Source organism: Ursidibacter sp. B-7004-1, assembly GCF_053654055.1.
This window is the reverse complement of the sequence record NZ_JBSIUP010000015.1, coordinates 37,301-62,050: the sequence shown is the minus strand read 5'-3', so window position 1 is coordinate 62,050 and position 24,750 is coordinate 37,301. Positions and strand designations below refer to the sequence as shown.

General features: G+C 38.0%; 18 protein-coding genes and 1 pseudogene. 9 read left to right on the top strand and 10 right to left on the bottom strand.

The genetic code is table 11. From position 1 onward, the window contains the following. Both ACWIW0_RS06700 and glgA read left to right on the top strand, forming a co-directional pair. Window positions 1–216 (top strand): annotated as a pseudogene (locus tag ACWIW0_RS06700) (IS110 family transposase); the annotation flags it as partial. 165 nt (window positions 217–381) lie between these two features. Next, window positions 382–1,815, top strand: a complete 1,434-nt coding sequence (glgA, locus tag ACWIW0_RS06695) for a glycogen synthase GlgA (protein ID WP_454452706.1) — start codon at window positions 382–384, stop codon at window positions 1,813–1,815. A gap of 89 nt (window positions 1,816–1,904) precedes the next feature. On the opposite strand, the gene lepB is transcribed toward glgA, so the two are convergent. Both lepB and lepA read right to left on the bottom strand, forming a co-directional pair. Next, on the bottom strand, window positions 1,905–2,867 hold the full coding sequence (gene lepB / locus ACWIW0_RS06690) for a signal peptidase I (protein ID WP_454452705.1): 963 nt from the start codon (window positions 2,865–2,867) through the stop codon (window positions 1,905–1,907). A 170-nt stretch (window positions 2,868–3,037) separates the two neighbouring features. Then, on the bottom strand, window positions 3,038–4,831 hold the full coding sequence (lepA, locus tag ACWIW0_RS06685; protein ID WP_454446622.1) for a translation elongation factor 4: 1,794 nt from the start codon (window positions 4,829–4,831) through the stop codon (window positions 3,038–3,040). A 270-nt stretch (window positions 4,832–5,101) separates the two neighbouring features. On the opposite strand from lepA, the gene ACWIW0_RS06680 reads away from it, so the two are divergent. The 3 genes from ACWIW0_RS06680 (at window position 5,102) to ACWIW0_RS06670 (ending at window position 8,610) form a co-directional block, all read left to right on the top strand. Next, window positions 5,102–6,979, top strand: coding sequence for a hypothetical protein (locus ACWIW0_RS06680; RefSeq protein WP_454452704.1), 1,878 nt, complete (start codon window positions 5,102–5,104; stop codon window positions 6,977–6,979). A gap of 362 nt (window positions 6,980–7,341) precedes the next feature. After that, window positions 7,342–8,025: a 2,3-diphosphoglycerate-dependent phosphoglycerate mutase gene (locus ACWIW0_RS06675; protein ID WP_157394725.1), complete on the top strand. Its 684-nt coding sequence runs from the start codon at window positions 7,342–7,344 to the stop codon at window positions 8,023–8,025. A 63-nt stretch (window positions 8,026–8,088) separates the two neighbouring features. Next, the gene (locus ACWIW0_RS06670) at window positions 8,089–8,610 is read left to right on the top strand and encodes a hypothetical protein (RefSeq protein WP_454452703.1); all 522 of its coding nucleotides are present in this window, start codon (window positions 8,089–8,091) and stop codon (window positions 8,608–8,610) included. 594 nt (window positions 8,611–9,204) lie between these two features. Here the strand turns inward: ACWIW0_RS06670 and ACWIW0_RS06665 are convergent. The 4 genes from ACWIW0_RS06665 to aceE all read right to left on the bottom strand — a co-directional run bounded on the left by ACWIW0_RS06665 (window position 9,205) and on the right by aceE (window position 15,717). Next, window positions 9,205–9,288 carry an IS1/IS1595 family N-terminal zinc-binding domain-containing protein gene (locus ACWIW0_RS06665; RefSeq protein ID WP_454452710.1) on the bottom strand — a complete coding sequence of 28 codons (84 nt, stop codon included), beginning with the start codon at window positions 9,286–9,288 and terminating at the stop codon, window positions 9,205–9,207. A 241-nt stretch (window positions 9,289–9,529) separates the two neighbouring features. Next, window positions 9,530–10,954: a dihydrolipoyl dehydrogenase gene (lpdA, locus tag ACWIW0_RS06660; protein ID WP_157394457.1), complete on the bottom strand. Its 1,425-nt coding sequence runs from the start codon at window positions 10,952–10,954 to the stop codon at window positions 9,530–9,532. 157 nt (window positions 10,955–11,111) lie between these two features. Then, window positions 11,112–13,007, bottom strand: coding sequence for a pyruvate dehydrogenase complex dihydrolipoyllysine-residue acetyltransferase (aceF, locus tag ACWIW0_RS06655; protein ID WP_454452702.1), 1,896 nt, complete (start codon window positions 13,005–13,007; stop codon window positions 11,112–11,114). Window positions 13,008–13,059: 52 nt separating this feature from the next. After that, window positions 13,060–15,717, bottom strand: a complete 2,658-nt coding sequence (aceE, locus tag ACWIW0_RS06650) for a pyruvate dehydrogenase (acetyl-transferring), homodimeric type (protein ID WP_454446339.1) — start codon at window positions 15,715–15,717, stop codon at window positions 13,060–13,062. Between the two features lie 370 nt (window positions 15,718–16,087). Between aceE and purE the strand changes: the two genes are divergently transcribed. The 3 genes from purE to purK all read left to right on the top strand — a co-directional run bounded on the left by purE (window position 16,088) and on the right by purK (window position 18,744). After that, window positions 16,088–16,582 carry a 5-(carboxyamino)imidazole ribonucleotide mutase gene (gene purE, locus ACWIW0_RS06645; protein ID WP_454452701.1) on the top strand — a complete coding sequence of 165 codons (495 nt, stop codon included), beginning with the start codon at window positions 16,088–16,090 and terminating at the stop codon, window positions 16,580–16,582. Window positions 16,583–16,592: 10 nt separating this feature from the next. Beyond that, window positions 16,593–17,558: an asparaginase gene (locus ACWIW0_RS06640; protein ID WP_454452700.1), complete on the top strand. Its 966-nt coding sequence runs from the start codon at window positions 16,593–16,595 to the stop codon at window positions 17,556–17,558. Window positions 17,559–17,655: 97 nt separating this feature from the next. Then, window positions 17,656–18,744: a 5-(carboxyamino)imidazole ribonucleotide synthase gene (gene purK, locus ACWIW0_RS06635; protein ID WP_454452699.1), complete on the top strand. Its 1,089-nt coding sequence runs from the start codon at window positions 17,656–17,658 to the stop codon at window positions 18,742–18,744. 79 nt (window positions 18,745–18,823) lie between these two features. Here purK and folC read toward each other — a convergent pair whose 3' ends face one another. Together folC and accD are read right to left on the bottom strand one after the other, a co-directional pair. Then, window positions 18,824–20,122 carry a bifunctional tetrahydrofolate synthase/dihydrofolate synthase gene (gene folC, locus ACWIW0_RS06630; protein ID WP_454452698.1) on the bottom strand — a complete coding sequence of 433 codons (1,299 nt, stop codon included), beginning with the start codon at window positions 20,120–20,122 and terminating at the stop codon, window positions 18,824–18,826. Beyond that, window positions 20,123–21,049 carry an acetyl-CoA carboxylase, carboxyltransferase subunit beta gene (gene accD, locus ACWIW0_RS06625; protein WP_454452697.1) on the bottom strand — a complete coding sequence of 309 codons (927 nt, stop codon included), beginning with the start codon at window positions 21,047–21,049 and terminating at the stop codon, window positions 20,123–20,125. 217 nt (window positions 21,050–21,266) lie between these two features. Between accD and ACWIW0_RS06620 the strand changes: the two genes are divergently transcribed. Further along, entirely contained in the window at window positions 21,267–22,457 is a 1,191-nt protein-coding gene (locus ACWIW0_RS06620) for an amino acid aminotransferase (RefSeq protein WP_454446087.1), read from the top strand. A 93-nt stretch (window positions 22,458–22,550) separates the two neighbouring features. On the opposite strand, the gene tyrA is transcribed toward ACWIW0_RS06620, so the two are convergent. Then, window positions 22,551–23,672 carry a bifunctional chorismate mutase/prephenate dehydrogenase gene (gene tyrA, locus ACWIW0_RS06615; RefSeq protein ID WP_454452709.1) on the bottom strand — a complete coding sequence of 374 codons (1,122 nt, stop codon included), beginning with the start codon at window positions 23,670–23,672 and terminating at the stop codon, window positions 22,551–22,553. 2 nt (window positions 23,673–23,674) lie between these two features. Then, the gene (locus ACWIW0_RS06610; RefSeq protein ID WP_454446504.1) at window positions 23,675–24,736 is read right to left on the bottom strand and encodes a 3-deoxy-7-phosphoheptulonate synthase; all 1,062 of its coding nucleotides are present in this window, start codon (window positions 24,734–24,736) and stop codon (window positions 23,675–23,677) included. Window positions 24,737–24,750 lie beyond the last annotated feature (14 nt).

Sequence of the window (24,750 nt, the reverse complement as noted above, 5' to 3'; positions counted from 1 at the left end):
GGTAACGCGAAGATAAGAGCGTTGCTTTATCTACCAGCAGTTGTTGCGAAAGTACATAATCCCGATATTAAACGCTGTTACGAACGCTTGCTTGCCAAGGGCAAGATGAAAATGCAAGCTATCGGAGCAGCAATGCGACATCTCGTCCATATTTGCTTTGGTGTATTGAAACATCAGAGCCAATATCAAGCACAAAATAATGTTGTTTGTGCTTGACAGTTGAGATGGTATCTACACAAAAAATAAAATGTTTATTTTTCAATTGGTTATGTTTTTCTTTGTAGGGACGCCACGCTTGGCGTCCGAATGAAAACACTTTGTCAATAATCTGAAGCGGTAAGATCCGCTGATTTTTTTACACATTTAATTTGGTAATAGGAAATGAAAATTTTACATATTGGCTCAGAAATGTATCCGCTTATTAAGACAGGTGGCTTGGCTGATGTACTCGGTGCATTACCTTATGCACAACAAGCAATGGGTAATGATGTGCGTGTTATTTTACCACTCTACCCCCAAGTTGCAGAAAAAATAGGTGAAACCCAAGAAGTCGCAACAATCGGAACTTTTGCAGGTATTGTTACGCTACGTTTTGCCTATTTCAACGGTTTAGGGGTTTATGTGATTGATGCCCCACATTTATTTAATCGCCGTTTACCCTACTATGATGATAACTATCAAGACTATGGCGATAATTATAAACGTTTTGCATTATTAAGTTACTTAGGAGCACAACTCGCTGAAGGGCTAGATCACTGGTGGGGACGTGCTGATATTTTACACGCACACGATTGGCAAGCAGGTTTAGCTTGTGCCTATTTGAAAAGCTGGCATAGCCCTGTAAAAAGTATCTTCACTATCCATAATATTGCTTATCCTGGGCGTTTCCAAGGCTATCATCTCGCTGAATTAGGCTTACCTTGGGAATTTTTCTCTCCCTATGGCTTAGAATTTTATGGCGAAATGTCCTACTTAAAAGCAGGCTTATTCTATGCCGATAAAATTACAACTGTTAGTCCAACTTATGCTCAAGAAATCACTGAGCATATTGCGGGTGGCGGTATGCACGGGCTATTACAAACACGCCAAGCCGAAGGGCGTTTATGCGGTATTTTAAATGGTGTTGATGATACGGTTTGGAACCCAGAAACAGACCATCACATCATTTCAAACTACCGAGCCAGTTATATGCAAGGAAAAGCGAAAAATAAAGCTGAACTACAACGCTATTTTGGCTTACCTGAAGAAAAAGATGCGTTACTCTTTGTGATGGTTACACGCTTAACGGAACAAAAAGGGGCGGATTTCTTACTTGCTAAAATAGATGAAATAATGCAACACCCCGTACAGCTTATTGTACTTGGTAGTGGCTCACCTGATTTAGAAAATGCATTACGCTACGCACAATCCCGTTATCCGCAACAAATTGGCTTAAAAATTGGCTATGATGAAGCCCTTTCTCATCAAATTATTGCAGGTGGTGATGTGATTTTAGTCCCAAGCCGATTTGAGCCTTGTGGTTTAACCCAGCTTTATGGCTTAAAATATGGCACACTACCACTTGTGCGTAAAACAGGCGGATTAGCGGATACGGTCAATGATAGCCATAAAGAAAGCATTGAAAACCGCACTGCCACAGGTTTTGTCTTTAAACACCCTGATGCAGATGACTTTATGGAAGCCACACTACGAGCTATCAATTTATGGAAAAAACAAAAATTATGGTCTAGCGTACGTCAAAATGCTCTCGCTCAAGATTTTGGGTGGACAAAAGTAGCTGAACAATATCAAGCACTTTATCGAGAAGTGGCTTAATAGTATAAAATTGAAGGGCGATCATACTCGCCCTTTAGGTTACTAATAAACCTTTTTCGTTTAGACATCACTAGGATGTGAAATACTAACTATTTGATAAATGTAAACATTCTCTCAAAACGTAGTCCGCTTGGGAATTGATTTGGTTTTTTATCTAGGCTTAACCAAATCACCGATGCTTTACCAACAAGGTTCTTTTCAGGTACAAAGCCCCAAAAACGGCTGTCTTCGCTGTTGTCACGATTATCGCCCATTACAAAGTAATGCCCTTGTGGAACAAGCCATTCGCCAGCAGGTAAGCCTTCCTGTTGGTAAAAATAAGGGGCGTAATTGAACGGTTGTGGGTTATTTAAAATTTGGTGCGTCACATCGCCTGTTTCAGTACGTTCTAATTGCATTTCTCCGTGATATAAGAAATCAGGGTTTGGTTTTGCGTCGCTATAAGTAAATGTGACTACTTCGCCTGTGTCGCCACGAGTTAAAGTCAAATGTTGAGTTGCAAAATCGTATTTGATTTTATCGCCACCAACCGCAACAACACGTTTAATATAATCTACGTGAGGTTGTTTTGGTGCTTTAAAGACAACTACATCGCCACGTTGTGGTTTACCCGTTTCAATCAAAGTGTTTTGCCAAATCGGATCTTTAATGCCATAGCTAAATTTATTCACAATTAAAAAATCACCAACACGCAAAGTTGGCTCCATTGAACCACTTGGAATTTGGAAGGGTTCAAATAGAAAAGAACGTAGCACTGTTACGAAGAATAATACCCCAAAAAGTGATGCGAAAAATTCACCCACTGCTGAGCGTGGCTGGATTTCTTTTAACTCTTCTTCTGTTAATGCTCTGCCTAAGCGTTTTTCTTCACGTGCGATTTTCGCCTTACGGCGTGGATCGGCACTGAATTTGTAGAATGCGAAAAATGCACCACAGATGACAACTAATGCAACCAAAATAATTGAAATCGTATTCGGCAGCTGCATTCCGTCTAACACTTTCCAAACGCCATATAAAATGGCGATAAAAATAATTGGCATAAGATTTGCCATTGTTTTCTCCTTTACTCATTATTCTACCCCGCTTATGGGAAAGTACCCTGCGGGTAGGGTTAGGGGATAACAAGCGGTAAGATTTTCACAAAAATTTGCAAAATTACCCCCTTCGGTTTCGCTACGCTCAACCACTTCCCCCATAAACGAGGGCAGAATGGCTACAAAATCTAATCTTTACCTACATGTAAAATCGCTAAGAAGGCTTCTTGTGGAACTTCCACGTTACCTAACGATTTCATTCGTTTTTTACCTTCTTTCTGTTTCTGTAAAAGTTTTTTCTTACGGCTTACGTCACCACCATAACATTTCGCTAATACGTTTTTACGCAACTGTTTCACTGTTGAACGTGCAATAATGTGGTTACCAATCGCTGCTTGGATCGCAATATCGAATTGCTGACGTGGAATAAGTTCTTTCATTTTTTCGACTAACTCACGCCCACGATATGGTGCATTGGCTTTGTGGACGATTAAGGCTAACGCATCAACACGTTCACCGTTGATCATAATATCCACACGCACCATATCTGCTGTTTGGAAACGTTTAAAACCGTAATCTAATGAAGCATAACCACGAGAGGTTGATTTTAAGCGGTCGAAGAAATCCAGTACCACTTCACCCATCGGGATTTCGTAAGTTAAAGCGATTTGGTTACCGTGATACACCATATTTGTTTGTACGCCTCGTTTTTCTACACAAAGTGTAATCACGTTACCTAAAAACTCTTGTGGAACAAGCATATTACATTCTGCAATTGGCTCACGAATTTCTGCAATATTGCTAATTGGTGGTAATTTTGATGGACTATCAACATAAACTACTTCACCATTAGTTTGTTCTACTTCGTAAACTACGGTTGGTGCAGTGGTAATTAAGTCAAGATCGTATTCACGCTCTAAACGCTCTTGAATAATCTCCATATGCAATAAGCCTAAGAATCCACAACGGAAACCAAAGCCTAACGCGGTTGAGTTTTCTGGCTCGTAGAATAAAGAGGCATCATTTAAGCTCAATTTACCTAACGCATCGCGGAAAGCTTCATAATCATCTGAGCTAATTGGGAATAAACCTGCATAAACTTGTGGTTTTACTTTTTTAAAGCCCGGTAAGGCTTCAGTCGCAGAGTGATGATGAGAAGTCAGCGTATCACCTACTGGTGCCCCTAAAATATCTTTAATCGCACAGACAACCCAACCTACTTCGCCTGTTTTTAATTCAGCAGTATCAACTTGTTTTGGTGTAAAAATACCTAAACGATCAACATTGTAAGATTGACCTGTACTCATTACTTTGATTTTATCGCCTTTTTTGATTGAGCCGTTTTTAACTCGAACAAGGGAAACTACCCCTAAGTAGTTATCAAACCAAGAGTCGATAATTAGTGCCTGTAAAGGTGCATCAGGATCGCCTTCTGGGGCAGGAATTTTAGCCACGATTTCTTCTAAAACTAAATCAATCCCTAAACCTGTTTTTGCTGAACAACGCACTGCTTCCATTGCGTCAATGCCAACAATGTCTTCAATTTCTTCCGCAACACGTTCTGGCTCTGCTGCTGGCAGATCAATTTTGTTTAAAATTGGCACAACTTCAAGATCCATTTCAATCGCAGTATAACAGTTTGCTAGGGTTTGAGCTTCAACGCCCTGCCCCGCATCGACAACTAACAAAGCCCCTTCACAAGCGGCAAGAGAGCGAGAAACTTCATAAGAGAAATCCACGTGTCCTGGTGTATCGATAAAGTTTAATTGATATGTTTCACCATCTTGTGCTTTATAGTTCAATGTAACACTTTGGGCTTTAATCGTAATACCACGCTCACGCTCAAGATCCATTGAGTCTAATACTTGAGCCTCCATTTCTCGATCAGATAAACCACCACAGGTTTGAATTAAACGGTCTGACAGCGTTGATTTACCGTGGTCAATGTGTGCAATAATTGAAAAGTTACGAATATTCTGCATTTTCATAAGGGCAGCGAATGTCCTATTTGTTGTAAGTTAAAAGAAAAATAATCGGCAGATTGTACCTGAAATTAGCAAAAAATGTAAAAGGAAAGCGGTGAGTTAGTGTGAAAATTTTGTAATTTGAATCTATTTAATCGCAAAGTATTTATATATCAACCATAATCTGAATATATCCCATTCATAATCCACATTGTTTTGTAAATTTTCTTCTATGGCAAGATATTGATTAGGTACAATTTATCTAGTTCTGATGATAATGAGGATTCTATGGGATTTTTTGATTACAAAAACTTTGATAAAAAAACAGCTACTACCCTAGCAAGCGAAAGCTCTAAATTAGCCATTTATACCAATGCTGCCTATTTTATGGGACTACCAGGTGCCAAACTATTAAATTTTTTAGGTTCAATCAGCGGTAGCTACCATTCAAATAAAGTTAATATCGCCCCACCTAAAAATTGGCGAGAAATTGAACCTCACGAGCTAGGATTACCGCAGTCTAGTAAAGATAAGTTCGGTTATTATACTTTTGAAAGCCCCGTTTGGGGAAAACCGCTTATTACTGGAGGCCCTCAAGCCAAAATTTTTGGTAAAACTGACGCTAATGGCAAAATCACACAAGTGTCTATGGTATGGTGTGGTACTAATGATTTATTAGATATTGCTGATTATTTCCATCTCAATTCGGGTAAAGTCGTTCCACCAATGGAACCTCTGCTCAATACATTAAAAGAGTATGCCATTTCACAAGGGTTAAATGGAGAAGACGTTCTTGTGACCGGTTATAGCTTAGGCGGTGGCTTAACTAACCTAATGGCAAAATATAGAGAAATACTCGCTGACGGTTTCTATAAAGATTCGAACTATTTTGGCTATGCTTCGCCATATATCTATGATAATCCCGATGTTATTTTTAATATGGGATTTGAAAATGATGCAGTGTACCGAATTTTAGGTAATAAAAATACATTCAAAGAGTCTATTCAAGATCTACAAGGCTTTTTTGTCAATCCGGATAAAGCGTTTTCAAGTGGTGCAGATAATGTCGTTTCTTTTAACAATAATTATGCCTCTTTTATCTGGTCTCAAAAACTAGTCTCTATTCTTAATAGAACATTAGGTGGCTGGTCTGCTCACGCAGATGGAGTTAGAAGCGATATGATTGATCGTATCATTAATTCTGAGTTTTACGATTATATGCATAAAGATAGTGCTATTATTATCGACCATCTTTCAGCCTTAAATCGTTGGTACACTTGGGTTAAAGATAAACCACAACAAAAGATGAACGAAGGTCGTTCTACATTCATTATTGGGAATGAATACAATAATTTGCTTGAAGGTGGCAAAGGACACGACTATCTTGAAGCTAGAGGCGGAAATGATAAAATCAAAACAGGCGAAGGATTTGATCGAGTCGATGGCGGAACAGGTATTGACACTATCATTTTAAATGGTTCTAGACTGAATTGGAATTTCTATCGTTTAAAAGATGGAACTCTCTTTGCTAATGCAAATGAAAGAACAGGATTAAAACAGCTTGATAACGTAGAAAAAATTTCATTTTCAAAGGAATTACGCAGTTTAATTAGTGCTTACGACATTAAAGAAGATCATCTACAAGATAATCGTTATCTTATTAAGTCACGCAATCAAAAAATTGGCTATAAATCTCATATAGAAGGAACGGAGAACGATGATTCGTTAACAGGAAGAGTGGTTTTTGGTAAAGCAGGTGACGATCAATTATCTGCTCATCATAAATATGGTAGCTTACTTCACGGTGGTGAAGGAAATGATATTCTTATCGGAAAAAATGGTAGCGATGAAATTTACGGCGCTGAAGGTGGTGATTATATCTTTGCAGGTGCTGGACAAAATCTTGTTTACGGCGGTGTAGGAAATGATATTTTTGCGTTTAGTAGCCAATCTAAAGGAAGAACCATTATCCGAGATTTTAACTCTCATTCGGGAGATAATGATAAACTACTGTTTTCTAAAGAATTATTCTCATCCGCTGATGATGCACTAAGTTCAATGAAACAAACAGGCAAAGATGTTACTTTCACAAGTAAAGGCGTTTCTGTTCTTATTCAGAATACTCTTATCAGTGAGTTAGATTATTCTAACATTGGAATTATATAATTTTAGAAGATAGGTAAAATACCTATCTTCAGACTGATGACAAACCCTAATTTGTTGTATTCAATAAACGGACACACGCAGTGTGTCCCTACACAACAAAATAAAATTTGTTATTTTTCAATCAGTTATAATTTTTCTTGTAGGGACGCACTGAGTGCGTCCGAATGAAAAAAGACTTTGTCAATAATCTGAAGATAGGTAAAATACCTATCTTTTGACATTAAACTCCTAAAAAATTAATCTTTCTTTGCGAAAAATCAGCTTTCGTATAAAGATTATCATTGATGATATTTTAAAACAGGCAAATTTTTGCTATAAAGAGCGGGTTTCAAATTCAATTTACATTCTTAATAGGAGAACTTATGGAATTAGTATTTATTCGTCACGGTTTTAGTGAATGGAATGCTAAAAATTTATTTACAGGCTGGCGTGATGTGAATTTAACGGAACGTGGTGTTGAAGAAGCTAAAGCAGCAGGGAAGAAATTACTTGAAGCAGGCTATGAGTTTGATATCGCTTTCACTTCTGTTTTAACTCGTGCAATCAAAACTTGTAATATTGTGTTAGAAGAATCTAATCAACTATGGATTCCACAAGTAAAAAACTGGCGTTTAAATGAGCGTCACTACGGTGCATTACAAGGCTTAGACAAAAAAGCAACCGCTGAACAATATGGTGATGAGCAAGTTCATATTTGGCGTCGTTCTTATGATATTTCACCACCAGATTTAGATCCACAAGATCCGAATTCAGCACATAACGACCGCCGTTATGCACACTTACCGAAAGATGTTGTTCCAAATGCGGAAAACTTAAAAATTACACTTGAGCGTGTATTACCATTCTGGGAAGATCAAATTGCTCCTGCTCTACTTTCAGGTAAACGTGTTCTTGTGACTGCTCACGGTAACTCACTTCGTGCATTAGCAAAACATATTATCGGTATTTCTGATGAAGAAATTATGGATTTCGAAATCCCAACAGGTCAGCCATTAGTGTTAAAACTAGACGATCAGTTGAATTTTGTTGAGAAGTTCTATTTATAATAAAATGTTTAAGGCTGACGGTATTTCAGCCTTTATTTTTAAATATCGAAAAAAGAAAGATCTATGAAAAAAATTAAGCTACTCCCATTATTTTTCACCCTATCTTTAACCTCCTGTATTGCTCCAACAACAAACTATTATTTTGATTCTACTACACTGTCCTCTAGAATTTACAATAAGTTTTGGGCTATGGAACCTAAAGACGATATTGCTAATATTATGCAAATTAAACCGGACGGTTCAGCGACTTTATATCGCTATAGCTGTGATAAATTCAACAATTATAAAACTAAGAATAAAGGAAACTTAGGACAACTAGTTGAATATATAGCAAATCAGGCAGAGCAAAAACAAAAAGGTTCTGGAGATTTAATTAGAGAGTTTGTCAAAATTGAACGCTATAAATTAGAAACAATAGGAGCAAATGAAATTAAATTACATGCTATTATTGTAGGTGGATTTTCTAGTATAAAATTTAATACAGTGAGTCACAAGCACTTAACTGCCACACAGAATATATTAGGAATAACAAAAAACTTTAAATATACAGCTGTACCAACCGCATACACTCCTAAATGTTCATAACAACTGTAGAAGATCGAACTGGTAGTTTGATCTTCTACAATTTAAGTTCAAATCTTATTCGGTGTAATGGACAAAAACGTGGGATTTTGTCCATTTTCTTTTCAAGTGGACAAAAGTGTGGGATCTCCATTATATTTTTGATCGTTAATTGCTTTTCTTATTCAAAAAATCCTTTATAAACATAATCTTACGCTCTTTGCTTAATCCATTGTGATTATTTAATTTTCGCTTAAGTTCACTAAATAATCCCTCAAGCCTATTTGTCGTTTTTTCTATATTTAATTCAGGGTACTTTTCGAAGGTAAATAAATATTTTTCATCATATCTAAGGCTAGATAAAGCACTTCTTAATCCTTTATGTTTATAAGGAAAATACACTCGAGCTATCCATTATGACCAAAACGCCAAACTCTCGCGCAAAGAAAGTGGTATCCATAATAATATTTAAATGTGTTGAAATAGGCGTTTTTAATGCAGTTTTAGGGGCTTTATCAATATATCGCTGAATAGTTTTAACTGAGCATTTATATTTAATTGAAAGTTCTTTGAATGTCTGTTTTCCTTGCGAATAATCTTGCCAAATATCAGCAGGATTTATTTATGTTGAAAGGTGAATGTTTTATTACAGCAATGACATTTATAACGTTGAGCGTTATTTTGTGTACCGTGCTTCTTTATATTCTGATTTTGGCAAAAAGGACAAGTTTTTTGTTCATTTTCAAAAAAGTGCGTTAAAGCCTTGTACTATAAGGTTTTAGCGATCTCTTTTTCATACTTTTGTACATTGCTCTAGATTTTTTTTGAATAGAAAGAGCTGGTAGTCATTGTCAAATCATAACACCAGCTCTTTTACTTAATAGATGTATAGTCTAAAAAAATCAACTTTTTTATCTACTATACCCTAATTAGCTACATTTACTTAACGTTTCTTCGCTTTTGGATTTGGAAGGTCGGTAATTGAGCCTTCAAATACTTCAGCTGCTAAACCAACTGATTCGTGTAATGTTGGGTGAGCGTGAATGGTTAGTGCAATATCTTCTGCATCACAACCCATTTCGATTGCTAGACCGATTTCACCTAATAATTCACCACCATTTGAACCTACAATAGCACCACCAAGTAAACGATGTGTGTCTTTATCAAAGATAAGTTTGGTCATACCTTCTGAACATTCAGATGCAATTGCACGTCCTGAAGCAGCCCAAGGGAATTTAGCGACTTCATAGTTTAAGCCTTCTTGCTTACACTCTTTCTCTGTTTTACCTACCCAAGCAACTTCTGGCTCAGTATAAGCAATTGATGGGATCACTTTTGGATCAAAATAGTGTTTTTGTCCTGCAATAACTTCCGCTGCAACGTGTCCTTCGTGAACACCTTTGTGTGCTAACATTGGTTGTCCAACAATATCGCCGATAGCAAAAATATGTGGTACGTTGGTACGCATTTGTTTATCAACGTGAATGAAACCACGCTCATCAACTTCAACACCTGCTTTACCTGCATCAAGTAATTTACCATTTGGCACACGACCGATAGCAACTAATACCGCATCATAGCGTTTAGTATCGTTACACGCTTTACCTTCCATTGAAACATAGATACCATCATCTTTAGCTTCTACCGCAGTTACTTTAGTTTCTAGCATTAGTTTGAATTTTTTCTCAATCTGTTTGGTATAAATTGCTACAACATCTTTATCTGCCGCAGGAATTACTTGGTCAAACATTTCAACAACTTCAACTTCTGAACCTAACGCATTGTAAACCGTACCCATTTCTAAACCGATGATACCACCACCCATAATGAGTAATCTTTTTGGTACTTCTTTTAATTTAAGTGCATCTGTTGAATCCCATACACGAGGGTCATCGTGTGGAATAAATGGTAATTGAATTGGACGAGAACCTGCTGCGATGATCGCATTATCAAATTTGATTGTTGTTGGATTACCATCACGATCACGAGCCACTAAAGTATTTGGATCTGCAAATGTTGCTTGACCTTCTACCACTGTTACTTTACGAGCTTTAGCCATACCTGCTAAGCCACCTGTTAATTTAGATACAACGGCTTCTTTACCCGCACGAACTTTATCTAAATCAATAGTTGGTTCACCAAAAGTAATACCGTTATGCTCTGCGTGTTTCGCTTCTTCAATCACTTTTGCTACGTGAAGTAATGCTTTAGAAGGAATACAACCTACGTTTAAACATACCCCACCTAATGTTGAATAACGTTCAACTAATACTGTTTCTAAGCCTAAGTCTGCACAACGGAATGCTGCTGAATAACCAGCAGGACCAGCACCAAGTACTACCACTTGAGTTTTAATTTCTTTGCTCATTTTTACCTCTGAAGTAAATTGTTTCTCTTAACCATACCGCTATTCTAACGGTTTTAACAATTTTGTAACGAGAACAAGATCACAGAATAGAAAATAAGCGGTCAGTTTTTAAAAAATCTTTGCAAATTTTTTTATCAATCTAACCGCTTTCCCTCTATTACATTACTAAACGGCGAATATCCGCTAATACACCATTGATATAACTTAAGAATCTCGCACCATCTGCACCATCAATCACTCGGTGATCGAATGAAAGTGATAATGGGAGCATTAAGCGTGGCGTAAATTCTTTACCATTCCAAACTGGTGCCATTTCAGATTTAGATACACCTAAAATTGCAACTTCTGGTGCATTAACAATCGGTGTGAAGTGAGTTGTACCGATACCACCTAAACTTGAAATAGTGAAACAGCCACCTTGCATATCAGAACCTGACAATTTACCATCACGAGCTTTTTTCGATACTTCCATTAACTCACGAGAAAGCTCGATGATGCCTTTTTTGTTCACGTTTTTAAATACTGGAACAACTAAGCCATTTGGTGTATCTACTGCCACACCAATATTGATATATTTCTTGATTGTTAGTTTTTGACCATCTTCAGAAATTGAGCTATTGAAACGTGGATAGGCTTCTAATGCTTTCGCTACTGCTTTCATAATGAATACCACTGGGGTGATCTTCACATCAAGTTTTTGTTTTTCTGCCAGTTTGTTTTGCTCTTTACGGAAGTTCTCAAGCTCGGTGATGTCTGTACGATCAAAGTGTGTAACGTGTGGAATCATTACCCAGTTACGGTGTAAGTTCGCACCAGAGATCTTATTGATACGGCTTAATTCAACTTCTTCTACTTCACCAAATTTGCTGAAATCAACTTTCGGCCAAGGTAATAGACCTAAACCTGCACCATTTGCAACGCCTGTACCTGCTGGTGCTTTACCTGATTTCACTTCTTCAAATACTTTCACCGCCGTTTTCACATAGGCTTCAATATCTTCTTTAACAATACGACCTTTACGACCTGTACCTTTCACGTTATCTAAATTCACACCAAATTCACGAGCTAAACGGCGAATAACTGGTGTTGCGTGAGCGTAGCCTGCACTTGCAACCACTTGCTCTTGGCTTAAACCTGATACATTACCTGATTGTGCTGGTGCTGCTTGAGGAGCTACCGCTTGTGGTTGAGCTGCTGGTGCTGGAGCTACTTGAACTTGAGCTGGCGCTGCACCTGCCACTTCAAATTTCATAATTAAAGTGCCAGTTGATACTTTATCGCCAACTTTAATTAAGATTTCTTTAACCGTTCCTGCGATTGGTGCTGGCACTTCCATTGATGCTTTGTCGCCTTCTACGTTGATAATTGATTGATCAACGCTTACTACATCGCCTACTTTAACCATAATTTCGGTTACGTTTACTTCATCACCACCGATGTCTGGTACATTTACATCTTGTACTGCTGATGTTACCGCTTGTGGCGCTGGGGCTTCTGCTGATGCAGATGCAACTGGGGCTGCACCTGCAACTTCAAAACGCATTACTAATGAACCTGTTGATACTTTATCGCCAACGTTAATTAAAATTTCTTTAACCGTTCCTGCGATTGGTGCTGGCACTTCCATTGATGCTTTGTCGCCTTCCACGTTGATAATTGATTGATCAACAGTTACAACATCACCCACTTTAACCATAATTTCGGTTACGTTTACTTCATCGCCACCAATATCTGGCACATTTACATCAACAACTGCACTTGCCGTAGGTGCTGATGCAACAGGTGCTGCCGCCGCTTCTGCTGTTTTTGGCTCAGCAGCTGCACCCGCTTCTAATACAAGCATAGGCGAACCTGTTGAGACTTTATCACCTACTTTTACTAATACTTCTTTCACCACGCCTGCTTCTGGTGCTGGAACTTCCATTGATGCTTTATCACCCTCAACGTTGATAATGCTTTGATCAACAGCAATGGTATCCCCTACTTTTACCATTACTTCTGTAACGGTAACTTCATCGCTACCGATATCTGGTACATTGATTTGTTTTGACATTTTATCTTTCTCCAAAAATCAAATTATAGGGCGTTGTAAACGCCCTTAATGATTACGCATATAACGGGTTAATGCGATCCACATTTAGACCGAACTTAGTAATTGCATCAGCAACAACTTTCGCTTCTACCGTACCTTCTTTCGCTAATTGTGATAACGCTGCAACAACAACATAACGTGCATCTACTTCAAAATGTTCACGTAAGTTTTCACGGCTATCTGAACGACCAAAACCATCAGTACCTAACACGTGGTAGTGTTTGCTTGGAACGTATGCACGAATTTGTTCTGCATATAGTTTCATATAGTCTGTTGATGCAACCGTTGGTAAGTCTGCTAAGACTTGAGCAACATACGGTACTCGTGGGGTTTCTGTTGGGTGTAATAAGTTCCAGCGTGCTGCATCTGCACCTTCACGACCTAGCTCATTAAATGATGGAGCACTAAATACGTCTGCAGTTACACCATAATCATTCGCTAAGATTTGAGCCGCTTCACGAACGTGGCGTAAAATTGCACCAGAACCTAATAATTGAACGTGTCCTTTACCTTTACCTTCAACGGTTTCAAATTTATATAGACCTTTACGGATACCTTCTTCTGCACCTGCTGGCATTGCTGGTTGATCATAAATTTCATTTAAGGTTGTGATGTAATAGAACACATCTTCTTGTTTCTCACCATACATACGGTTAATACCATCTTGTACGATAACTGCAACTTCAAATGCAAATGCTGGATCGTATGTTACACAGTTAGGAATAACACCAGCCTGAATATGACTATGACCATCTTCGTGTTGTAAACCTTCACCATTTAAAGTTGTACGACCTGAAGTACCACCGATCATAAAGCCACGTGCTAATTGGTCACCTGCTAACCACATCATATCGCCTACACGTTGGAAACCAAACATTGAGTAGTAGATAAAGAATGGGATCATCGGTAAGTTATTCACTGAGTAAGATGTTGCTGCTGCAACCCAAGATGCTGTTGCACCTAACTCATTGATACCTTCTTGTAATACTTGACCATCTTTTGCTTCACGATAGTAAGCAACTAAATCACGGTCTGATGGTACATAGTTTTGACCAAATGGGTTGTAAATACCGATTTGACGGAATAAACCTTCCATACCGAAAGTACGAGCTTCATCGGCAATAATTGGAACGATTTGCTGACCGATATTTTTATCTTTTAATAAGGTATTTAACACACGAGAGAATGCCATTGTGGTTGAAATACCACGAGGTTGAGCATCAAGTAATGCTTGGAATTCTTCTAGTGCAGGTACTTTGAAATCTACGGTAAATTTCGGCGTACGTTTAGGTGTATAACCATTTAATGCTTGACGTCTTTCGTGTAAGTATTTGTATTCTGGTGAACCTTCTGCAAATTTGATGTATTCTAAATTTTCAACCTGTTCATCAGTTAATGGTAGGTGGAAGTAGTCACGGAAACCTTTAAGGCTTTCGTATGACATTTTTTTCGATTGGTGTGCAGTATTTTTACTTTCTGCTTCAGGAATTTTATAGCCCTTAACCATATGTGATAAAATAACCACTGGTTTATCTGATTTCTGTGCTTTAGCAAATGCTGCAAACATTTTTTCTGAATCGTGGCCACCACGGCGTAAATGCCAAATTTCATCATCGGTCATATCTGCTACTAATGCCGCAGTTTCTGGGTAACGACCGAAGAAGTGTTCACGAACGTAAGCACCATTTTTAGATTTGAAAGTTAAGTAATCGCCATCAACCACTTCCATCATTAACTGTGCAAGTTTACCTGATGTATCTTTAGCGAAGAGTTTATCCCAACCACTTCCCCATAATACTTTGATCACTTCCCAACCTGCACCGCTGAATAAGCCTTCTAATTCTTGAACGATTTTACCGTTACCGTTTACAGGGCCGTCTAAGCGTTGTAAGTTACAGCTAATCACGAAAATTAAGTTGTTTAATTTTTCACGACCTGCAACCGTTAATGCACCTTTAGATTCGATTTCGTCCATCTCACCATCACCAAGGAATGCATATACTTTTTGATCTGATGTATCTTTTAAGCCACGATTTTCTAAGTATTTTAAGAAACGAGCTTGATAAATTGCATTAACAGGACCTAACCCCATAGATACTGTTGAGAATTGCCAAAATTCTGGCATCAATTTCGGGTGTGGATAAGAAGATAAACCATCTACGAAGGCTTCTTGACGGAAATTATCTAATTGTTCTTCTGTTAAACGACCTTCAATAAATGCACGAGCATAAATACCAGGTGCTGCGTGACCTTGAGAGAAAATTAAATCGCCACCGTTTTTATCTGTTGCGGCTTTAAAGAAATGGTTATAACCCACTTCATACATTGTTGCTGCTGATTGGAAAGTTGAGATATGTCCGCCTAAATCCAAATCTTTTTTCTGGCTACGTAACACCATCGCAATCGCATTCCAACGTACTGCTGAACGAATACGGCGTTCAATTTCTTTATCACCTGGATAAGCAGGTTGTTCGTCCACAGAAATTGTATTTACATAATCAGTGGTTGTTCCTGTTGGTAATGAAACGCCTTTTAAACGTGCTTTATCAATAAGTTGCTCAACGATATATTGTGCACGTTCAATTCCTTCTTCACGAACTAATGAATCAAGTGCTTGTAACCAATCTTGTGTTTCGATTGGATCTACGTCATTACGTAAAATTTCTGACATAGTCTTTTCCTTTTATGTGAGTTAAATAATAAAACATAAGCCAATAATGACTTATTCGTTTGCTAAAATATTAAACAAAAACCAACAATGATATTTGCTTTAGATCAAACAAACTCTCAATATCATCTGTTTCATCTTAAGCAAACACCATCACTAGCTAATGCTATCTACTTGATTTCTAACAACTTTTAAAATTTGTTGAAAAAATGTAGATAAATTTGCAATCAAGATAACAAAATATACCTATTTTGTCTATTTTTACCTATCCACAAATAGTGATGAAGGGTTTAAGCATAAGCACTTTTTTAAAGCAACCGTTTGCCTTTTGTGATATGCTAATCACATTATTTTGACTTAAAGGTTTAGAAAAATGAAAAAAGCTGAAATTGCAATTGTAATGGGTTCAAAAAGTGATTGGGCAACAATGTCGGAAGCGGTGCAAATCTTAGAAAATTTTGCAATTCCCTACCACGTTGAAGTGGTTTCCGCACACAGAACACCCGATAAACTTTTCACATTTGCAGAAAATGCTGAAAAAAATGGCTATAAAGTGATTATTGCAGGTGCAGGTGGTGCAGCTCATTTACCGGGAATGATTGCGGCTAAAACTATTGTACCAGTATTAGGTGTGCCAGTAAAAAGCTCAATGTTAAGTGGTGTAGATAGTCTTTATTCTATCGTCCAGATGCCAAAAGGTATTCCAGTCGGCACATTAGCGATCGGCCCAGCAGGTGCAGCTAATGCAGGATTACTAGCGGCTCAAATTCTTGCTACTTTTGACACTGAACTTGCACAAAAACTTCATCAATTCCGCCAACAGCAAACACAAAGCGTGTTGGATAATCCAGATCCTAGAGTTGAATAGGTTATAAGAAATGGCAAAGAAATTACTGATTCTTCATACAGGCGGTACGATTTCTATGAGTGAAGGGGAAGATGGAAAAGTTTCCCCTTCCGCTAAAAATCCATTACTTGCCGCATTGGATAAACTTAATCACCCAGCAAAACTTTACCAAGAATCATTGCTGAACGTCCCCTCTCCTCATATCACATTGGATCACTGGCAGATACTAAAAGAACGTATTGAACACGCAGTCCAAGAGGAACAATTCGATGGAATTGTGATCACGCACGGTACTGACACACTTGAAGAAACCGCTTACTTTCTTGATTTAGCCTTAAATACCAAAGTTCCTGTTGCGATCACAGGAGCTATGCGTTCAAGTAATGAACTAGGTGCAGATGGTTTAATCAACTTGCAAAGTGCTATTTTAGTTGCCCTGTCTGACGAAAGCCAAAATAAAGGCGTTCTCGTGGTAATGAATGATGAAATTCACCACGCTAAATTTGTAACAAAAACACACACAACCAATGTTGCTACATTCCAAACACCGACATTTGGACCTTGTGGTTTAGTCACCAAAAACCAAGTGATTTACTTTCAACATCTTTCACAATATGAACATTTCCCAATTGAACGCTTAACAAAACGTAATGTTCAGCTTGTCAAAGCCTATGTTGAAATGGATAGTTTTTTACTCGAACAACTGGCACAACATCAATGCGATGGCGTTGTGATTGAAGCACTGGGTGCCGGCAATTTACCACCGTCCTGCTTATCAGGGGTGCAAAAACTCTTAGACGCCAAAATTCCTGTGGTTCTCGTTTCTCGTGCATTTAACGGCATTACTCAAGATGTCTATGATTATCTTGGCGGTGGCAAACAGCTCAAACAACAAGGTATTATTTTTACCAAAGGGTTAAGCGGACAAAAAGCTAGAATTAAGCTATTAGTGCTACTCAATCAATCATTAGATCAACCTTTGGCTAACTATTTTTAACTTGAAACATATTGAAACTTCTACAAGCGGTTAGATTTATTCAAATTTTTGCAAAAAAACTGAATAAACCTACCGCTTGACACAATGAGAAATAACAATGCAAAAAAGTATTACTTACCCAACTGTATATGTATTAGGAAATGGACAACTAGGCAGAATGCTCCGCTACGCTGGAGCACCTTTAGATATTGACGTACGTCCATTAGCCTTTGATGCCCCTGTTTTCGACATTGAACCTAATAGTTTAATTACCGCAGAAATTGAACGCTGGGCTGATACTCCACTTACACAATTACTCGGCAACCATCAGAATTTTGTGAATTTATCGGTATTCGGGCGTTTAGCTGACCGATTAACGCAAAAATCACTACTCGATCAATTGCAGCTCTCCACTTCGCCTTGGCAATTACTAGAATCACCAGAACAATGGCAACAAGTCTTTACTAATATAGGTGAAAAAGTGGTAGTAAAACGCCGTACTGGTGGCTATGACGGACGTGGACAATGGATTGTTACCCCTGAAAACGTAGAACAAATTACTTCAGATTTATTCGGCGAAGTAATTGCAGAAAAATTTATCCCGTTTGATGGTGAAGTTTCTCTAGTAGGTGCACGTTTCCGTAATGGTGAAACCCGTTTTTATCCTGTTACACATAACTTACAACAGAATGGCATTTTGCGTTACAGTGTAATGAATTTAACTTTACCAAACCAACAAATTTTCCAACAACAAGCAGAGAAAATGTTATCTGCAATTATGAATGAACTTGACTATGTTGGGGTAATGGCGATGGAATGTTTTGTGGTAGGCGATAAATTGCTTATCAATGAACTTGCCCCTCGCGTACACAATAGCGGACACTGGACACAACTAGGCTGTTCAATTAGCCAATTTGAATTACATCTTCGTGCCTTGTTAGATTTGCCTACGCCAGTTTTAACACCTATCGCACCAAGTGTGATGATAAACCTAATCGGCATTGAACATAACAATGAGTGGTTAAACGTACCATTTAGCCAACTTCATTGGTATGGAAAAGAAGTTCGAGCAGGCAGAAAGGTTGGGCATATCAACCTATGCCATACAGACAAAACAGAACTTGCTCACTACCTGAAAGAATTTAAACCGCTTTTAACCGATGATTTCCAATCAGGATTAGAATGGGCTTTGGGGAAATTGGCTTAGACTATTGAGCGGTAAAAATAAAATAACCTTGTCTATTTTTATGATAGATAAGGTTATATTTTAAAATAAGTAGATAATCTTATTTTTCTATCCATAACATAAAATCAGCAACAGTATGGAAAGAGCCAAAGACTAAAATAATATCTTGGCTACTGGCTTGCAAAAATGCACTCTCACTCGCTTGAGCAACGCTATCAAAACTCACTGTATTTGCATCAAACAATACACCATTTAGTTTTTCAAGTACCTGTTCACCACGCTGACCACGATAGCCATCTAATCCTGCACAATACCATTTATCCACTAAAGTCGATAACGGCTCCACAATACCAGATAAATCTTTATCAACTAATACGCTAAATACGGCATATAGTTTCGATTGTGGTTGTTTTAACGCTTGTAAGCGGTCTGCTAAATAGCGTGCAGCGTGTGGATTATGCCCTACATCAACAATCACTTGTGCAAGCGGTGGTTTCTGTGAAAATTTTGCAAAATCTTGCTGTGTTAGCATTTGGAAACGCCCTGCCATTTGAGTTTCCTCAATACTTTGTTGCAAAATCTCGTTAGTTATCGCAAAAGGTAACTGGGTAAGTACGGCAATTGCAGTTGCACAATTTGGCACTGGGATTTTAGGCAATGGTAAATCTAAATTAACATTTGCAGACTGCCAATATAAGCGGTTGGTTTCGATAGAAAATTTCCAATCAACATCTCGGCGAGAAATTGGGCAATTTAAACTATTTGCATATTGTAAGATACTTGCTGGGCAATCAGGTTCGCCAATCACCACTAGGATATTTTGACGGAAGATTCCTGCTTTTTCTCTCCCTATCACTTCTCTATCGTTGCCTAGAAATTCAATATGGTCAATATCAATGGACGTAATCACCGCAAAATTAGGATCAACAATATTTGTTGCATCTAAACGCCCACCTAACCCCACTTCCAAAATCACAACATCTAGTTTAGCTCGGCGAAATAGATCAAATGCAGCCAAAGTTCCAAACTCAAAATAAGTTAAAGACTGTGATTTATGTTGCTCAATATAATCAAAGGTTTGAATAAAATCAGCATCACTTACTGGTTGTCCTTGAATTCTTACACGCTCATTGTAGTGAATTAAATGTGGTGAAGAATACACGCCAACACGCAAGCCTGCTTTTAAGAGTGCTGTTTCGAGTAATTTACAAGTTGAACCTTTACCATTCGTACCTGCAACGGTAATGACATAAGGTGCTGGATTAAGTAAATTTAGCTTTAACGCAACATCACGAATACGCTCAAGCCCCATATCAATCGGTTTGAAATGGCTTTTTTCTAAATAGGAAAGCCACGTTTCCAATGAATCCGTGGCTTTTGGTGAAATCAACGTTGTCATTTATGCTTCTTCTGACTGTACTAATTCTTCTGACTGAATCTCTTCAGCTTCAACTAAGTCGCCCGTTTTAAATGGCGTTGGTTGATTCGTTAATTTAGCAACTAAACGAGTTAGCGTATCACGCATTTCTTTACGATGAACGATCATATCAATCGCCCCTTTCTCAAGGAGAAACTCGCTACGCTGGAAACCTTCTGGTAATTTCTCACGCACTGTTTGTTCAATAACACGCGGCCCAGCAAAACCAATCAAGGCTTTTGGCTCTGCAATGTTAATATCGCCTAGCATAGCCAAACTTGCTGATACACCGCCTAAGGTTGGGTCTGTCAATACCGAAATAAAAGGCACACCCTTTTCACGCATTTTTGCTAATACTGCACTGGTTTTTGCCATTTGCATTAACGAGAAAAGTGCTTCTTGCATACGAGCACCACCTGATGCAGAAAAACAGATGAAAGGCACATTATGTTCTAAGGCATATTCTGCTGCACGCACAAATTTTGCTCCAACCACTGATCCCATTGATCCGCCCATAAATTCAAAATTAAATGACGCCGTTACCACTGGCATATCATATAACTTACCTGTGATGACAATGAAAGAGTCTTTCTCGCCAGTTTGTTTTTGGGCTGCTGTTAAACGATCTTTATATTTTTTGAGATCTTTAAATTTTAAAATATCTTGCGGTTCAAGATCTGCTGCAAGTTCTTCTGTCGAACCTCCATCTAATAACGAGATTAGACGAGTACGTGCATCAATACGCATATGATGCTCACATTTCGGGCAAACTTGCATATTGCGTTTTAATTCTTCGGTATATAACACCTGTTCACAACTTGTGCATTTTGTCCAAACCCCTTCTGGAATTTTTGACTTACTCGTTGAAGATGAAGAGGTTCTCCCTAAGATTTTTTCAATCCAACTCATTTTTACACCTTATTTTGTGTTGAGAAAATTGCTTGTATTAAAGCATAAAATTGCTTTTTTGGGTATGGAAAAAAGAGAAAATATAACTACTCCGACAAGAATAATGAAATTTGTAAATTTTCTTCAAGAATAGACCGCTTGATACTTGCTAAAAAGTCAAATTAGTCGTATAAAACAACAATTTTGCAACACAACATAATGAGGAAATCCAATGTCTATGTTTAGTCATATCCAAGCAGCACCTGCTGATCCAATTTTAGGTTTAGGCGAAGCCTTCAAAGCTGAAACTCGTGCTGAAAAAATCAATTTAGGTATCGGTGTTTATAAAGACGCAAAAGGTCAAACCCCGATTGTTAAAGCAGTAAAAGAGGCAGAAACTCGTTTGCTTGCTAATGAAAATACCAAAAACTATTTAACCATTGACGGTATTGCTGATTTTAATAAACAGACACAAGCTTTACTTTTTGGTGAAAATGCTGAAGTGATCACATCTGGTCGTGCTAAAACAGCACAAAGTTTAGGCGGAACGGGAGCATTACGTATTGCCGCCGAATTTATTAAACGCCAAACTAGTGCAAAAAATGTGTGGATTTCAACCCCTACTTGGCCAAACCACAATGCTATTTTTAATGCAGTGGGTATCAATATTAAAGAATACCGTTACTATAACAAAGAAACAAAAGCGTTAGATTGGGATAATCTCCTTGCTGATCTTAGCCAAGCTGAAGCAGGTGATGTAGTTTTACTACACGGTTGCTGCCATAACCCAACGGGAATTGACCCAACGCCTGAGCAGTGGAAAACTCTTGCGGATCTATCCGCTAAAAAAGGTTGGTTACCATTATTTGACTTTGCTTATCAAGGTTTCGCCAACGGTTTAGAAGAAGATGCCTTTGGCTTACGCACTTTTGCACAAAATAACCCAGAGCTTTTAGTGGCAAGCTCATTCTCAAAAAACTTTGGTTTATATAATGAGCGTGTTGGAGCATTTACGCTTGTTGCAGCTAATGCTGAAACAGCAAATAACGCATTCAGCCAAGTTAAATCAATTATTCGTGTACTTTACTCTAACCCGTCATCTCACGGTGCAAGTGCAGTCGCAACAGTATTAGCCGATCCAGAGTTAAAAGCAAATTGGATTGCTGAATTAGCAGAAATGCGTAACCGTATTAAAGAAATGCGTGCTAAATTTGTTCAGCTTTTAAAAGAGAAAGGTGCAACTCAAAACTTTGATTTTATTATTGCTCAAAATGGTATGTTCTCTTTTAGTGGTTTAAGCCCAGAACAAGTCGATCGTTTGCGTGATGAATTTGCTATTTATGCGGTTCGTTCAGGTCGAATCAATGTCGCAGGTATTACTGAAGATAATATCGATCGCTTATGTGAATCTATTGTTAAAGTGTTATAACACAATAATAAGCGGTAGGATCTGTAAAATTTCTCACCAATCCTACCGCTATTATCCATCAAGTGTAGTGAATATCTAGCCTAGATATTCTTATTATCCCCTTAAATCATTCGCTTGTTGTAATAAATTTCGGCTCTCTTTTAGGAATTGTTCTGAATATTCCCCAAACCATTGGTGTACTTTTTCAAAGGTTTTGATAAAACCCTGTTTATTTTGCTGTTGGAAGAATGCTAGGCTTTCTGCAAAACTTTGCTGAAGTGATTCAATAACTGCTAAGTTTTCTGGCTTATCTGAAATAATATCGGCATATAATGCTCCATCTTGAGCAAATAAACGTCCAATCATCGCTAATTCTAAACGGTAAATTGGTGAAGATAATGCCAATAATTGCGAGAGTTTAATAGGTTGCTGTGAAAGATGTAAACCATACGCAAAGGTTGAAAAATGGCGTAATGCTTGAATATAGGTCATTGCATTATCGTGTTCTTTCGCATCAATATATTCGATTTTCCCGCCCCAAATCTGAATCTGTTCTAATAGCCATTGATATTGCTCGGAAGATCGCCCGTGACAACAAGCGGTCACTTGTTTTGCAAAACTTGCAATATCAGGCCCAAACATTGGGTGAAGACCAACCACCGCCCCTTGATGAATTTCAAGCATTTTTGCTAATGGTTGAGCTTTAACCGACGTGAGATCAGCCAAAATCATATTTTCTGTAAGATAAGGCTTTAATGCTTCAAGTGTTGATAAAGTGTGATCAATAGGTACAGAAACTAACACTAAATCAGCCCTATGTAAAATCTCTGCAGCATTGTTCCAATCATCTTTATCTAAAACAGCAACGGGATAGCCTGAATTTACAAAATAGCGAGCAAATAGACTACCAAGTTTCCCCTTTCCGCCTACTACAACTATTTTTTGGATTGATGGATTAACGGTTTTAAAACCATGTTTATTTTCGCTTGCATAAGACTCTCGCATTATGCGGCGTAAAATATCCTCAATTAGATCTGCAGGAATACCAGATTTTTCCGCCTCTTCTCTGCGAGCATTGATCATAAAGGCTTCTCGTTCTGGTGCATAAATCGGTAAACCATACTGATGTTTAATTTTTCCCACTTCTGCTACTAATGCTAAACGCTGTGCAAGTAATTCGATAAGCTGTTGATCTAATCTATCTATTTGTTCTCTAATCGGTTCTAATGGATTCATACTCATTTTCTTAACTGCTCTGCAAAATGGGTTAGTAATGTTTCTGTTGTTTGCCAATCAATACACGCATCTGTTATAGATACGCCATATTGCATCTGTTCGAAAGGTTGTTCCGATGATTGATTTCCTGCAAAGAGATGGCTCTCTAACATTAAGCCTATAATTGATTTATTACCATTGAGTAATTGTTGTAAGACATCTTCAGCTACTATTGCTTGTCGGCGGTAATCTTTATTAGAATTTCCGTGGCTACAATCAATCATTATTGCTTCTGGCAAATCTGCTTTACGCAGAGCTTGCTCACATTCTTGCACATACTGACTTTCAAAATTCGGTGTTTTGCCACCTCGTAAAATAACGTGCCCATCAGGATTCCCTTTTGTGTGTAAGATAGTAACCTGCCCTGTTTGGCTAATACCAAGAAAACTATGCCCTTGTGCCGATGCTTGCATCGCATTGATGGCAACCGCTAAATTTCCATCTGTGCCATTTTTAAAACCAACCGCCATTGATAGCCCTGACGCCATTTCCCTATGTGTTTGTGATTCTGTTGTTCTTGCTCCAATAGCCGACCAGCTAAATAAATCCGCAAGATATTGTGGTGTAATAGGATCAAGTGCTTCTGTGGCAAGTGGTAAGCCGAGTTCAGCAATTTCTAACAATAATTTGCGAGCAACACGCAGTCCTTTTTCAATATCAAAAGTACCATTCAGATTAGGATCGTTGATTAAACCTTTCCAACCTACTGTTGTTCTAGGTTTTTCAAAATAAACTCTCATTACAATGTAAATTTTATCTGACACTTTATCAGATAAATTTTTAAGTTTTTTAGCATATTCTAAGGCAGACATAGGATCGTGAATAGAACAAGGACCTATCACAATAAGCTGGCGAGTATCACGTTTATGAATAATATCTGAAACTATTTTTCTTGATTTTTCAATCTGTTGTTTTAATTTTTCTGAAAGCGGAAACTCTTCTTTTAACATTTTGGGAGTTAAAAGCAATTTCTCATCAATAATGTTTACATTATGTACACTATCTTGATTAAATACAGTGTTCATTTTTATTTCCTTTT

Excerpts from the sequence above, each read along its gene's own strand:
- tyrA (WP_454452709.1), bottom strand. The coding sequence starts at position 23,672 with ATGAATCCATTAGAACCGATTAGAGAACAAATAGATAGATTAGATCAA.
- purK (WP_454452699.1), top strand. The coding sequence starts at position 17,656 with ATGCAAAAAAGTATTACTTACCCAACTGTATATGTATTAGGAAATGGA.
- aceF (WP_454452702.1), bottom strand. The coding sequence starts at position 13,007 with ATGTCAAAACAAATCAATGTACCAGATATCGGTAGCGATGAAGTTACC.
- ACWIW0_RS06680 (WP_454452704.1), top strand. The coding sequence starts at position 5,102 with ATGGGATTTTTTGATTACAAAAACTTTGATAAAAAAACAGCTACTACC.
- folC (WP_454452698.1), bottom strand. The coding sequence starts at position 20,122 with ATGACAACGTTGATTTCACCAAAAGCCACGGATTCATTGGAAACGTGG.
- ACWIW0_RS06675 (WP_157394725.1), top strand. The coding sequence starts at position 7,342 with ATGGAATTAGTATTTATTCGTCACGGTTTTAGTGAATGGAATGCTAAA.
- ACWIW0_RS06610 (WP_454446504.1), bottom strand. The coding sequence starts at position 24,736 with ATGAACACTGTATTTAATCAAGATAGTGTACATAATGTAAACATTATT.
- aceE (WP_454446339.1), bottom strand. The coding sequence starts at position 15,717 with ATGTCAGAAATTTTACGTAATGACGTAGATCCAATCGAAACACAAGAT.
- glgA (WP_454452706.1), top strand. The coding sequence starts at position 382 with ATGAAAATTTTACATATTGGCTCAGAAATGTATCCGCTTATTAAGACA.
- ACWIW0_RS06670 (WP_454452703.1), top strand. The coding sequence starts at position 8,089 with ATGAAAAAAATTAAGCTACTCCCATTATTTTTCACCCTATCTTTAACC.
- ACWIW0_RS06640 (WP_454452700.1), top strand. The coding sequence starts at position 16,593 with ATGGCAAAGAAATTACTGATTCTTCATACAGGCGGTACGATTTCTATG.
- purE (WP_454452701.1), top strand. The coding sequence starts at position 16,088 with ATGAAAAAAGCTGAAATTGCAATTGTAATGGGTTCAAAAAGTGATTGG.
- lepA (WP_454446622.1), bottom strand. The coding sequence starts at position 4,831 with ATGCAGAATATTCGTAACTTTTCAATTATTGCACACATTGACCACGGT.
- ACWIW0_RS06620 (WP_454446087.1), top strand. The coding sequence starts at position 21,267 with ATGTTTAGTCATATCCAAGCAGCACCTGCTGATCCAATTTTAGGTTTA.
- accD (WP_454452697.1), bottom strand. The coding sequence starts at position 21,049 with ATGAGTTGGATTGAAAAAATCTTAGGGAGAACCTCTTCATCTTCAACG.
- lpdA (WP_157394457.1), bottom strand. The coding sequence starts at position 10,954 with ATGAGCAAAGAAATTAAAACTCAAGTGGTAGTACTTGGTGCTGGTCCT.
- lepB (WP_454452705.1), bottom strand. The coding sequence starts at position 2,867 with ATGGCAAATCTTATGCCAATTATTTTTATCGCCATTTTATATGGCGTT.